Here is a 13,253-nt window from a genome sequence, read left to right as displayed (position 1 = left end):
CTTCCGAGGTGCAGCACGCAGCCGCACCACGCCCTGTCCCCCGGGAGGTCGCTGACCTCCCGGTCCCGGAAGTCCCGGCGGCTGGACTGCCGACTTCTGAACTGCCGAGTCAACAAAGCGACTCCACGGGCTGGTCCCCGCCATCTCAGACACCCACCAGCGGGAGGAGAGTTTCAAGCATCTTGGGTCCCACGCCGTCCACGGCGTCGAGTTCCTCGACGGACTTGAACGGCCCATGCTCGTTGCGCCAGTCCACGATCCGTTGCGCCAACACGGGGCCCACTTTCGGCAGGGCGTCCAGTTCTTCGACGCCGGCTGTATTGAGGTTGACTTTCCCTGCACCTGCACCTGCACCGGCACTCCCGGCCTCGGAGCCGGAGCCAGGGACCTCGCCCGCTGCCGCGCTGCCGGATAGTTCCGCAGGGATGCTTTCCCCGGGCAGCGGTACATACAGTTTTTGTCCGTCCGCCAGCACAGCGGCAAGGTTGAGCCGGTTGAGGTCCGCTGACGGCGTGGCGCCGCCCGCCTCGGCGATAGCTTGGTGCACCCGGCTGCCTGCTGGCAATTGCACCACTCCAGGTACGGCCACGGCACCGGCCACATGGATAATGACCGCACCCGCCTGGGGATTTTCCGGGGGCCCTGCCCGGACCGTCCCCTGCCCCGGGGTTTCGCCATCACCAGCAGCCGCACTCTGTTGGGACGAGATATCGCTAAGCGGGAGCACTTCCGGTTGACCGGCAGCAACCTGTACCCAGAACCAGGCGCCGCCCAGCACCGCGAGGACAGCAATGAACAGGGCTACGGGCAGGCCCACCCGCCACCTCAGTGCCGGACCGGCCACGCCCTCGCCGGGGGCGTCCTGGATAACCGATTCGGGAACGGCATCCGCACTGCCGTGGGGGCCGCCGTCGTACTCGAAAATCTTTCCGCCGTCGCTGGTCAGGAGCCCCGCGCTGCCACCCAGGCTGGCATGTAGCCTCTCCCGGGCATGCCGCGCCGACTGGCGTGCTCCAGCGTCCCGGCGTGACATGCTCCCAACGCTAGGGAATCAACACCGCGTGCGACAGCCCGGGCCTGCCCTATGTGGAAAGCAGCACTGGCTCCACGGGAGGTGGGGCAATTTCACCAACGATGACCGCCAGCACGCCAAGCCCGGCGTGGGCGGCCAGGACGGCGGGCAGAGAGCTGATCTGGGCGGGAGGGCAGCCGGGGAGTGCCGAGGCCAGCCTGGCTGCCAGCCCTTCAGCCTCCGCAGGATTCCCAAAATGGTGGACGGCCAGCCGGGCCAGGCCCGCCGGACGGGACACGGCGTCTGCGGCGGCGATCTCCTCGAGCCGGGCGATGGCTTTGGCTGCTGACCTGACCTTCTCCAGCGGAACGATCTTTCCGCCGTCGACCGCCAGAATGGGTTTGATGGCGAACATCGTCCCCAGCAGTGAGGCAGCGGCGCCGATCCGTCCGCCCCGGCGCAGCTGCTCGAGGCTGGGAACGTAGAAGTAGACCTTGGTCCGTGCCATTCGATCCGTCGCGGCAGTTGTGATGGCTGCCGCCTCCAATCCGGCGGCTGCGGCGGCCACGGCGCTTTGGACGCCCATCCCCAGCGCCATGCCCACGGTGCCGGAGTCCACAACCTCCACGGGAATCTTCACGCGTCCCGCGGCAAGCCTTGCGGCATCCGCGGTGCCGGAAAGGCCTCCGGAAATGTGGATACTGACGACCGCCTCGTAGCCGCCACGCTCAGCGGCAAGGAAGGCCTGTTCAAACTGGCCGGGTGAGGGACGGGACGTCTTGACGGACTTGCCGGCGGCGAGGGCCAGTGCGATCGTTTCGGTGATGTCGTCCTCGCCCTCACCGTAGATTTCTTCGCCCACCATCACCGGCATCGGTATCACTGTCAGGAGACCAGCCGAGGCACAGGCCGAGACCCAGTCGGCCGGGAGAGCCGACGCGGAGTCTGTCACCACAGCGGTGCGGACGACGGCGGCAGGCCCTTCTGCGGGGACGGCAGGGCGTGCCGCGGGGCGGAGGGCAGCAAGCCGCTCCCGGAGCCAGAGCCATGCTGCGGCGTCACGCTCGGGCAAGGTGCCTCCTGGTTTCAGGCCGGCCGCCGGGTGGATCCGGCGGCCGGTGTGCCCGGCTAGGCCGGGACGATGTTCACCAGTTTAGGCGCCCGGACGATCACCGTGCGGATGCCGCGGCCGTCCATGGCACGCTGCACGTTTTCGCTGCCCAGGGCCAGTTCGCGCAGCTCGTCCTCGCCGATGTTCGGGGAAACTTCGAGCCGGTCGCGGACCTTGCCCTGCACCTGGACCACAGCGGTGACGGTCTCCTGGACCAGGAGCGCTTCATCGTGGGCGGGCCATCCGGCGTTCGCCACCGAGGCGGGGTGGCCCAGGACGTTCCACATGTCCTCCGCAGTGTAGGGCGCAAAGAGGCTCAGGATGACCGCGACGGCTTCCGCGGCTTCCCGGACGGCGGGGTCGGACCCGCCTGCACCGTCGGCTGCATCTATGGTCTTGCGGGTCGCGTTGACCAGCTCCATCAACTTGGCCACCACCACGTTAAACTTGTTGTTATCCAGCAGCGCGGCGGCGTCGGCGATGGTGCGGTGGGTCACAGTCCTCAGTGCGCGGTCACCGCACGCGGCGTCAGTACCTGGCTCGCTGCTGACGTCCTGTGCCAGACGCCAGGCGCGGGCGAGGAACTTAGCGGATCCCGACGGCGAAACGTCCGCCCAGTCCACGTCATCCTCGGGCGGGGAGGCGAAGATCATGGTCAGCCGGACAGCATCCACGCCGTACTTGTCGAGCTGCTCGCCGAGGTCCACGCCATTGCCCAGCGACTTACTCATCGCCTTGCCACCGTTGAGGACCTGGCCTTGGTTCAGCAGTGCACTGAACGGTTCATCGGCGTCAAGCATGCCGAGGTCGTGGATGACCTTGGTGAAGAACCGCGCGTACAGCAGGTGCAGGATGGCGTGCTCAACGCCGCCCACGTACTGGCCAACCGGCATCCATTCGTTGATCTTTTCGGGATCAAAGGGACCCTCGGTGAACTGCGGCGAGACGAAGCGCAGGAAGTACCACGACGAGTCCACGAACGTGTCCATGGTGTCGGTGTCGCGCTTGGCAGGGCCGTGGCAGGTGGGGCACTCCACATTGACCCAGGCCTCGGCGGCCGCCAGCGGGGACGTGCCCTTCGGGGACAGGTCTTCGCCGCGCAGGTCGGCGGGCAGGGTCACGGGCAGTTGCTCGTCCGGGACGGGCACCTCGCCGCAGGCGGGGCAGTGGATGATCGGGATGGGGGTGCCCCAGAACCGCTGGCGGCTGAGCAGCCAGTCACGGAGGCGGAAGTTGACGAACTTTTCGCCCGTGCCCTGCTCTTCCAGGATCCTGATGGCGGCCGGGATGGCCTCGGCCTTCGGCAGACCGTCCAGCTTCCCGGAATTGATAAGGGTTCCCTCCCCCGCCGTCGCCTTGCCGGAAACAGCCGGATCTTCCTCACCGGTGTCCAGCACCGCGCGGACGGGCAGGTCGAAGGTCTTCGCGAAGTCGAGGTCGCGCTGGTCGTGCGCCGGGACCGCCATGATGGCGCCCGTGCCGTAGTCGGCCAGGACGTAGTCCGCGGCCCAGACCTGCAGCTTCTCGCCGTTCAGCGGGTTGATGGCGTACCGGCCGGTGAACACACCGGTCTTTTCCCGTTCGTTGGACTGGCGCTCGATTTCGCTGAGTGCTTTGACCTGCTCGCGGTAGGCGTCCAGGGCAGCCGCGTGTTCGTCGGTGACGAGTTCGACGGCGATCGGCGCGTCAGCGGCGACGACGAAGAATGTTGCGCCGTAGAGGGTGTCCGGGCGCGTGGTGAAGACGGTGACGTCCTTGGCGGGCTTGCCGCCGTCGGCCTCGATCACAAAGTTGACGTGCGCACCTTCGGAGCGGCCAATCCAGTTCTTCTGCATGGCGAGGACACGCTCGGGCCAGTGGCCGCGCAGCTCATCCATGTCGTCGAGCAGCCGGTCAGCGTACTCGGTGATTTTGAAGTACCACTGGTTCAGGGACTTCTTGGTGACCGGGGTGCCGCAGCGTTCGCAGGCACCGTTGACCACCTGTTCGTTGGCCAGCACGGTCTGGTCTTTGGGGCACCAGTTGACCGGCGAATCCTTGCGGTAGGCCAGGCCGCGCTCGTAGAAGCGCTTGAACAGCCACTGCGTCCAGCGGTAGTACCCGGGATCGGAGGTGTGCAGCCGGCGCGACCAGTCGGCGGAGATGGCGTACCGCTTGAAGGACGCCGCCTGGGTGTCGATGTTGGCGTACGTCCACTCGCTGGGGTGGGCGTTGCGCTTGATGGCGGCGTTCTCCGCGGGCAGGCCGAAGGAGTCCCAGCCGATCGGGTGCAGGACGTCGAAGCCCTGCTGCCGGAGATACCTGGCCACAACATCGCCCATGGCGAAAGCCTCGGCGTGGCCCATGTGGAGGTCGCCCGAAGGGTACGGGAACATGTCCAGCACGTAGCGGCGCTCGCGGGAACCGTCATCGACGGGGGTGAAGACCTTGAGGTCCTCCCACACCTGCGGCCACTTGGCTTCCATCGCCGCGAAGCTGTAGGCACCCTCTTCGGGTGTATCCGCCGCCGCTGCTGTTGTTCCGGTCTCTGTCTCCGGCTGAACGCTCACTGCTGCCCTCTTCTGTTCTGTTGCGGCATCTGTGCTGCCCCAACTTCTCTGATCCCTCCTGCTGCCGGCCCGGCAATCTTGCCCGGACACACAAAAGCCCCTCTACAGGGAGGGGCGGCCGCTCGACATTCCGGTTGTTCCGGATACCGGGCGGCTAGCTAAGCAGAAGGATCGCACGCATAGGACTACTTTAGCGCACACGTCCGCCACCTAAACGTCAGTCGCCACGAGCGGCTGAAGCGCGCAGATGAATTGACGGGGGTCGCACCTCGCCCGGGTGTGGTGGGCACCGCGAAGCGGGCGGGGCAGGCGCGACCCCCGTCAACGACGGAATCGACCTACTTCACGTCCTCGTCGACCCAGTCCATGGACTTCGTGACTGCCTTCTTCCACAGCCGCATTTGGCGGTCCTGCTCAGCCTGCTCCATTTGCGGCTCCCACCGCTTGTCTTCGGACCAGTTGGCGGAGAGCTCGCCGAGGTCCTTCCAGAATCCGACGGCGAGGCCAGCGGCGTACGCTGCACCCAGGGCCGTCGTTTCAACGACCTTGGGGCGGATCACCGGAACACCCAGGATGTCTGCCTGGAACTGCATGAGTGCATCGTTGGCCACCATGCCGCCGTCGACCTTCAGTTCTGTGAGCGGCACACCGGAGTCCGCATTGACAGCGTCCAGCACTTCGCGGGTCTGGAACGCTGTGGACTCGAGGGCGGCACGGGCGATGTGGCTCTTGTTCACGAACCGGGTGAGGCCCACGATGGCGCCGCGGGCGTCGGAGCGCCAGTACGGCGCGAAGAGGCCCGAGAATGCCGGCACGATGTACACCCCGCCGTTGTCCTTGACCGAGGCCGCAAGGGTTTCCACTTCCGGGGCACTGCTGATCATGCCCAGGTTGTCGCGCAGCCATTGGATCAGGGATCCGGTGACCGCGATGGAGCCTTCCAGTGCATAGTGCGTCGGAGCATCACCGAGCTTGTACCCCACGGTGGTCAGCAGGCCGTTCTTCGAGTGGACAATCTCTTCGCCGGTGTTGAAGATCAGGAAGCAGCCGGTGCCGTAGGTGTTCTTGGCTTCACCGGTCTGGAAGGCGGCCTGGCCGAACGTGGCCGCCTGCTGGTCACCGAGGATGCCGGCCACGGGTACTTCCCGGAGCAGTTGGGAAGTGTGCACCGTGCCGTAAACCTCGGAGGAGGATTTGATCGTGGGCATCATGCTCAACGGAACCCCGAAGATTCCCAGGATTTCCTCATCCCAGGTCAGGGTGTCGAGGTCCATGAACAGGGTGCGGGAGGCATTGGTGGCGTCCGTGACGTGAACTCCGCCGTCCACCCCGCCGGTCAGGTTCCAGAGGACCCACGAGTCCGTGTTCCCGAAGACCAGGTCACCCGCCTCCGCCTTGGCCCGGGCGCCCTCGACGTTGTCCAGGATCCACTTGATCTTGGTGCCGGAGAAGTACGTGGCCAGCGGGAGACCGACCTTCTGCTTGAACCGTTCCGGGCCGCCATCCTTCGCCAGCTCATCCACGATGTTCTGCGTGCGGGTGTCCTGCCAGACAATCGCGTTGTAGACGGCTTCTCCGGTGGTCTTATCCCACACCACGGCTGTTTCGCGCTGGTTGGTAATTCCGACGGCGGCAATATCGTGACGCGTCAGGTTCGCCTTGGAGAGCGCCGAACCGATGACCTCGCGGGTGTTGTTCCAGATTTCGGCGGGGTTGTGCTCCACCCAGCCGGCCTGCGGGAAGATCTGCTCGTGCTCCATCTGACCGGATGAAACGATGTTGCCGCTGTGGTCGAAAATGATGGCGCGGGAGCTGGTGGTGCCCTGATCGATGGCGATTACGTACTGGTTCATGTTGACGTCCTTGTCTGTATGCGGGGTTTGTTGGCTGAACGGTCAGGATGCTGCGGTGATGATGATGGGAACAACCTTGGCGAGAATTCCGCCCAGGGCTCCGCCAACCAGCGGGCCCACTACCGGAATCCAGGAGTATGCCCAGTCGCTGCTTCCTTTGCCCTTGATGGGCAGCAGGGCGTGGGCAATACGCGGGCCGAGGTCGCGGGCGGGGTTGATGGCGTAGCCGGTCGGACCGCCCAGCGAAACGCCGATGCCAACCACCAAGAGTGCTACCGCCAGCGGGCCCAGCCCGGAGGGGGTTCCGCCCAAGGTGAGGATCACGAAGACCAGGACGAAGGTGCCGATGATCTCGGTAATCAGGTTCCACGGATTGGAGCGGATGGCAGGGCCGGTGGAGAAGACTCCCAGTTTGGATGCCTGCGCCGGCTCGTCATCAAAGTGCTGTTTGTAGGCCAGCCAGCAGACAACTGCGCCGAGGAAGGCGCCCAGCAGTTCGCCGCCGAAGTACGTCAGCGTGGACGCCACATCCACCTTGACGCCGGGGGCGAACTCGGCTTTGCCGTTCACCAGCAGGCCCAGGGTCACGGCGGGATTGAGGTGAGCGCCCGATTTGGCCGCAACAAACACGCCGCAAAAGACGGCGATGCCCCACCCCCACGTGACCATCAGGAACCCGCCACTGTTACCTTTCGTGCCCTTCAGGGCCACGTTGGCCACGACGCCGCAACCCAGAAGGGTGAGCATCGCGGTTCCGAAGACTTCGGAAAGAAAAACTATTCCAAGAGACATCATTGACTCCTTATTTTTTGTTGTCGGTCCCTCGCGGGTTGAAGGACCGTTGAGCCGGAGCGAGTTGACGCTCCGGCTGCAGCCTGGCCGGCTAGGCGACCAGGCTGTGGACCTGCACGCGGTGCAACCGTCCCAATACCTCCTCGGCGTTGTGGATCTCACGGGCCCGTGCTGCGGCGTCCCAGCCCAGCGGACCGGCGATTACCTCCGACACCTCGTTCAGCAGTTCGCCGGTAACCAGCCCCCGGAAGGCGAGGGAGGTCCGGCGGATGAGTACATCGGTCAGGTGCCCGATCTGCTCATTGCGGGCCATGAATTCAAGCTCGCGGACACTGAGTTCGCGGGTTGAGCGCAACAGCCGGTCCGGACCGGCGTCGAGGAAGCGGATGACCTCCTCTGCCCTGGTGCCATAGCGGGTGAGCAGGAGTGCCGTCCGGTCGGCACCGCGAGTTGCGGACACATGCGCCTTGATCCAGGCCTGGACGTTCTGCTCGTCCGCCGGGAAACCGGCACCGCCGCCGATGGCGAGCTTCGCCGTCGACACCTGGCGCTCCATGCCCAGTTCGGCAAGTACATCGTTGGCCAGATGCTCGGCCAGCGCCCGGAACGTTGTCCACTTGCCGCCCACCAGGCTAAAGACGACGGCGCCCGGGCCGCCGGCCTGCCGTTCAATCCGGTAGTCCCGGGAAACAAATCCCGGCTGGGTTGCGTCGTGGCGGGGCAGCGGGCGAACGCCGGAGAACGTGTAGACGATCTGCCCGCGGTCAACGGGGATGTCGGGGAAGACATGCCCGATCAGCTCCAGGAAGTAGTCGATCTCCCCGTCCGTGCACACCGCGTCCTGGGCCATGTCGGCGTCCACATCCGTTGTTCCCACCAGGACCCTGTCCCCCATGGGGTAAATCAGGACGATCCGGCCGTCGGTGTGTTCAAAGAAGATCTCCCGGCCCTTGCAGGCCTCGAGCAGGTCCGGGTGGTCAAGCACGATGTGCGATCCCTTGGTGCCACCCATAAAGCGTGAAGCTGCACCCATCGCCTCGTTGGTCAGGTCCACCCAGGCCCCGGTGGTGTTCACGATGACATCGGCCGTGAAGTCAAAGACCTCCCCCGTCAATTCGTCGCGTAACTGAACAGTGCTGCCGGTAGTTGCGTTTCCGGCCGGGCTGCCGTTTCCGTCAGGAACCCCGCGGCCCATCGATTGGAGCGAGACGTAGTTGCTGGCCCGGGCCGTGCCGCCTGCCGGCCCCGCGTTCAGCATGCCGGCTTTTTCACCGTCCTGGAGTACGTCCAGGGTCAGACGTTCGGGATTGTGCACCGAGGCGTCAAAGTAGGTGGCGGCATACTTGATGCCGGGGTGGAGGCGTGGAAGCTCCGCCAGCGCCCGCTTACGGCCTCGGAACTGGTGCCGCGGAACGGAGCCCCCGTCGCGCGAGAATGAGTCGTACATGCTCAGGCCAAGCTTGATCAGGAACGCGCCGCGTTCTTTCGGCTTGCCCTGCTGCTTGTGGGTCAGAAACCTCAAGGGGGCGGACAGCACGCCGGAGAAGGTGCTGAAAATAGGAATGGTGGTCTGGAGCGGCTTGACGTAATGGGGTGCGATTCGCAGAAGCCGGTTGCGCTCAACCACAGACTCCCGGACCAGGCGGAACTCGCCGTTTTCGAGGTACCGGATGCCGCCGTGAATCATGTGTGAGGATGCGCCGCTGGCACCCTGGCAGTAGTCGCCGCGTTCCACCAGGGCAACATCCACACCCTGGAGGGCCAGGTCCCGGAACGTGCCCACGCCGTTAATGCCACCGCCGATGACCAGCACCCTCGCTTGTGGCCGTTCCCGCAGGGCCTCCGCGGCGGCGCGGGGCACCGACGACTTCGCGGACATGGTGCGAGGATGGCCAGATGAGTCCTTGAGTCCCAAAAAATGCTCCTTGGGTTTAGTCCTTGGGGCCTACCATCGCAGGTCAGCCGCCCTTCTTCAACTATTCTTTGGACTAATGGAAAATCTAGTCAACCTCTATGCACAAACGTGCAGAATGGATGCCCCATGATGCCCTCCCGCCACTCAGACGCGCTGCGGGCTGCACAGATGTATTACCTCCAGGACCTGACCATGGACGCGATCGCCCGGGAGCTCCGGACGTCCCGGTCCACTGTGTCGAGGCTCCTTTCCGCAGCCAGGGAATCCGGTCTGGTCCAAATCCAGATTCGCAACCCGCTGGACACCGGTCCGGAGCTCGAGGGCATGATCAGGCGGGAGTACAACGTGGACGTTCACGTTGTTCCGGTGCTCGAGTCACTCAACGAGGCTGAAACCCTGGACCGCGTTGCTTTGCAGGCAGCGCGCACCATCGGGCCCTTGGTGGATTCCAACGCAATCCTCGGCGTCGCTTGGGGCTCCACCCTCAGCGCCGTCAGCAGGCACCTGACCCGCAAGATCACCCACGACACGGTGGTGGTCCAACTCAATGGGGCCGGAAACATGCACACCACCGGCATCACGTACGCGAGCGACATCATGCGCCGCTTTGGCAGCGCCTACGGTGCCCGGGTGGAGCAGTTCCCGGTGCCCGCGTTCTTTGATCATGCGGCCACCAAAGCTGCCATGTGGAATGAGCGCAGCGTGCAACGCATCCTGGATCTGCAGGCCCGGATGAGCATCGCCATTTTTGGCGTCGGATCAGTCGAAGCCGATTATCCGAGCCATGTTTATGCCGGCGGCTACCTGGACGAAAACGATCTCAGGATGCTCGCCCATTCCGATGTGGTGGGCGATGTTGCCACAGTCTTCTTCCGCCGGGACGGCTCGTCTGACGGCATTGTGTTGAACGAGCGTTCCACAGGCCCGGCCCTCTCGCAGTTGCGCCAGGTCCGCCGCCGGATCTGCGTGGTGTCAGGGGCGTCCAAGATCAACGGCCTGCGCGGTGCCCTTACCGCAGGCCTCGCCACGGACCTGATTCTTGACGAAGCCACCGCGCGCCGCCTGGTGGGCTTTGAAGGCGTGGCCCCGGCGAATGGGTAAAGTCAGTCCTATGAAACGTTCTCCCCGGCTTAGTCTCAACAACGGTGTGCTGATCGATCAGTTGGGGTTTGGGCTTTACAAGGTTCCGGTGGCGGATGCATCATCGCTGGTGGCCATGGCCTTGGGCAGCGGCTACCGACACTTCGACACAGCCGCTATGTACGGCAACGAGGCCGGAGTGGCACGGGCCCTCGGCGCGGCTGTTGATTCCGACGGCGGGAGCGGCGGTTCCGGCGAATCCTCGCCCGGGCTCCGGCGCGAAGACGTCTTTGTCACCACGAAGGTCTGGAACGACGATCAGGGGTATGACAAAACGCTGCGGGCGTTTGACACATCCATGGTCAACCTCGGCCTGGACTACGTGGACATGTACCTTATCCACTGGCCCTGTGCCCGACGGGGTCTCTTCACCGAAACCTACCGCGCCTTGGAGACCCTTTACCGCGAAGGCAAAGTGCGCGCCATCGGTGTCTGCAACTTCCAGGCCGCCCACCTGGACCGCCTGCTCGAAGCCGCCGAAGTGGTGCCGGCGGTGAACCAGATTGAACTGCACCCCTGGCTGCAGCAGGCGGAGCTCAGGGAGAAGCACCACGCCCTGGGAATCCTGACGGAGGCGTGGAGCCCGCTGGGCCGCGGGCACATTCTGGAAGACCCCGTGGTGATGGCCCTTGCCGCCGAACATGGCCGGACACCCGCCCAGATCATTTTGCGGTGGCATGTCCAGCTGGGGAACATTGCCATCCCCAAGGCAAGTTCGGAGGCCCGCATCCGGGAAAACCTGGACGTTTTCGGCTTTGTCCTGTCGGGCCGCGACATGGCGGTCCTTGCGGAGCTTGAGCGCGGGCAGCGCACCGGCTCCCACCCTGACAACGTCAACTAGGACGGGAACCCCATGAAGACCGCTTCCCATCAGTCATCCGCCGTGCCGTCCTTCTTCAGCGCGGGGCTGGCAGCCCGCACCCACGCCGCGGAAATCGAACTCAACGGCAGCCCCGTGGCGTACTGGACATACGAACCTGTCCAGGCCACGGCCGAAACCCGCACCATCCTGGTCATCCACGGGTTCCGAGGCGACCACCACGGCCTGCTCCGGGTAGCGGACCAGCTGCCGGAAATGCGGATCATCATGCCTGACCTCCCCGGGTTCGGCAGCTCAGCCGCGTTCGCTGCCGGCGAGCATTCGGTGGAGCGGTACGGGGCCTTTATCAACTCCTTCATGGCCGCCCTCGGCCTGGGACCGGACACCGTGCTGCTGGGACACTCATTCGGCTCGATCATCGCGTCCCATTTTGTGGCCACGCACCCCGGGAAAGTCACCCCGCTGATCCTCATCAATCCCATCGCCGGGCCGGCCCTGGAAGGCCCCAAGGGCATCATGACCAAGCTGGCCGTCCTCTACTACCGGCTCGCCGCGCGCCTCCCCCGGCCGCTTGGACTCTCACTGCTGCGCAACCCGGTGATCGTCCGGGTGATGAGCGAGGCCATGGCCAAGACCGGCGACAGGGACCTCCGCCGCTTTATCCACGGCCAGCACCACGCCTACTTCAGTTCCTTCGCGGACCGGGAAAGCCTCCTCCAGTCGTTCACTGCCTCGGTCAGCGCCCACGTTGCGGAGGTCGCTAACAAGCTGACATTGCCGGTGCTGCTCGTGGCCGGCGAAAAAGACGAGATCGCCACGCTGCCGGACCAGCACCGCCTTGCCGCGCTCCTGCCGGACGGGGAACTCAACGTCATCCCCGGCGTCGGCCACCTCATCCACTACGAAACGCCCGTACCGGCCGCCGGCTTCATCCGCAGCTTCCTTAAGGACCACCCCGCATGAAGATTGTCATCGATGCACGGTTCACCCGGAACGACCACCACGACGGCATCAGCCGCTATGGCGCGAGCCTGATTGCGGCCACAGCCAAGATCGCCGACGTCTCCATGCTGATCAGCGATACCCGGCAACTCGCCCTGCTCCCGGACGTTCCCTACACGCTGATCAACAGTCCATTGTCCCCGACAGAGCTGTTTGTGGCCCGTAGGGTCAACCCGATCGGAGCGGATGTGGTGGTCTGCCCGATGCAGACCATGGGCAGCTGGGGACGCCAGTACGGCCTAATTCTCACCCTGCACGATCTCATCTATTACGAACACCCTGCACCGCCGGGGTTCCTGCCGGCGCCGGTGCGCATCCTCTGGCGGATGTACCACAAGGCCTTCTGGCCCCAGCGACTCCTCTTGAACCGCGCGGACATGGTGGCCACCATCAGCAGGACCACTGAAGCGCTCATGGCCAAGTACCGGCTGACCAACCGGCCCGTAAGGATCATCAGCAACGCACCGCAGCCAGCCCAGGAACCGCGGGATCCTGCTGCGGGATCTGACCATACGCTGGTCTACATGGGTTCGTTCATGCCCTACAAGAACGTGGAGACACTGGTTGCCGGGATGTCCGGGCTGGCGGACTTCACCCTGCACCTGCTGAGCAGGGTCACACCGGAACGGCGTGCCGAGCTGGAGACCATGGTCCCTAACGGCGCCAAAGTGGTCTTCCATAACGGCGTCACCGACGATGAATACGCGGTCCTGCTCAAACGCGCCACGGCCCTGGTAAGCCTCTCCCGCGCCGAAGGGTACGGGCTGCCGCTGGTGGAAGCCATGTCCGTGGGCACACCGGTGATTGCCAGCGACATTCCCATTTTCCGGGAAGTGGGCGGCGACGCCGCCTCGTATGTCGCACCCGACTCAGCCACGGAATTCGCCGCTGCAGTGCAGAAACTGCGGGACGAGGAGCACTGGCAGGACGTTTCGCGCCGCTCCGTGGCCCGGGCGGCGGAATTCAACTGGGACGAATCCGCCCGGCAGCTCGTGGCCGCAGCCCACGACATTGTGGCCGCTCGCTCCCGCGAGAAGCGCGGGCAGTAAAGGGCTACCG

The 13,253-nt window shown here is 65.1% G+C and carries 10 protein-coding genes; 4 read left to right on the top strand and 6 right to left on the bottom strand.

The annotated features are described in order from the left end of the window. Positions 1–145: 145 nt before the first annotated feature. The 6 genes from AB4Y73_RS03430 to AB4Y73_RS03405 all read right to left on the bottom strand — a co-directional run bounded on the left by AB4Y73_RS03430 (position 146) and on the right by AB4Y73_RS03405 (position 9,196). Positions 146–1,033, bottom strand: a complete 888-nt coding sequence (locus AB4Y73_RS03430; protein WP_441868470.1) for a helix-hairpin-helix domain-containing protein — start codon at positions 1,031–1,033, stop codon at positions 146–148. Between the two features lie 49 nt (positions 1,034–1,082). Continuing rightward, a complete protein-coding gene (locus AB4Y73_RS03425) occupies positions 1,083–2,084 on the bottom strand; it encodes a DegV family protein (RefSeq protein ID WP_441868468.1) in 1,002 nt (333 codons plus the stop codon). A gap of 56 nt (positions 2,085–2,140) precedes the next feature. After that, positions 2,141–4,672: a leucine--tRNA ligase gene (gene leuS / locus AB4Y73_RS03420; RefSeq protein ID WP_441868465.1), complete on the bottom strand. Its 2,532-nt coding sequence runs from the start codon at positions 4,670–4,672 to the stop codon at positions 2,141–2,143. 338 nt (positions 4,673–5,010) lie between these two features. Then, on the bottom strand, positions 5,011–6,525 hold the full coding sequence (gene glpK, locus AB4Y73_RS03415) for a glycerol kinase GlpK (RefSeq protein WP_441868462.1): 1,515 nt from the start codon (positions 6,523–6,525) through the stop codon (positions 5,011–5,013). Between the two features lie 42 nt (positions 6,526–6,567). Beyond that, complete coding sequence (locus AB4Y73_RS03410; protein ID WP_441868459.1) at positions 6,568–7,317, bottom strand: MIP/aquaporin family protein; 750 nt, start codon at positions 7,315–7,317, stop codon at positions 6,568–6,570. Between the two features lie 91 nt (positions 7,318–7,408). After that, positions 7,409–9,196 (bottom strand): glycerol-3-phosphate dehydrogenase/oxidase, encoded by a 1,788-nt coding sequence (locus AB4Y73_RS03405; protein ID WP_441868456.1) that lies wholly within the window; start codon positions 9,194–9,196, stop codon positions 7,409–7,411. A gap of 162 nt (positions 9,197–9,358) precedes the next feature. On the opposite strand from AB4Y73_RS03405, the gene AB4Y73_RS03400 reads away from it, so the two are divergent. From AB4Y73_RS03400 to AB4Y73_RS03385, 4 genes are read left to right on the top strand one after another with little or no spacing between them, the layout of a single operon-like run. After that, positions 9,359–10,333, top strand: coding sequence for a sugar-binding transcriptional regulator (locus tag AB4Y73_RS03400; RefSeq protein WP_441868453.1), 975 nt, complete (start codon positions 9,359–9,361; stop codon positions 10,331–10,333). A 10-nt stretch (positions 10,334–10,343) separates the two neighbouring features. Further along, positions 10,344–11,213 carry an aldo/keto reductase gene (locus AB4Y73_RS03395; protein ID WP_441868451.1) on the top strand — a complete coding sequence of 290 codons (870 nt, stop codon included), beginning with the start codon at positions 10,344–10,346 and terminating at the stop codon, positions 11,211–11,213. Positions 11,214–11,225: 12 nt separating this feature from the next. Then, the gene (locus AB4Y73_RS03390; protein ID WP_441868448.1) at positions 11,226–12,155 is read left to right on the top strand and encodes an alpha/beta fold hydrolase; all 930 of its coding nucleotides are present in this window, start codon (positions 11,226–11,228) and stop codon (positions 12,153–12,155) included. Continuing rightward, entirely contained in the window at positions 12,152–13,243 is a 1,092-nt protein-coding gene (locus tag AB4Y73_RS03385; protein ID WP_441868445.1) for a glycosyltransferase family 4 protein, read from the top strand. Before AB4Y73_RS03390 ends, AB4Y73_RS03385 begins: the two co-directional genes overlap by 4 nt. The last annotated feature ends 10 nt before the right edge of the window (positions 13,244–13,253 follow it).

Origin of the sequence: Pseudarthrobacter sp. TAF60_1, from assembly GCF_052113505.1 — a bacterium.
Classification (GTDB): Bacteria; Actinomycetota; Actinomycetes; order Actinomycetales; family Micrococcaceae; genus Arthrobacter.
Note: the sequence above shows the minus strand (reverse complement) of the source record. Positions and strands in the feature narration are given on the sequence as shown.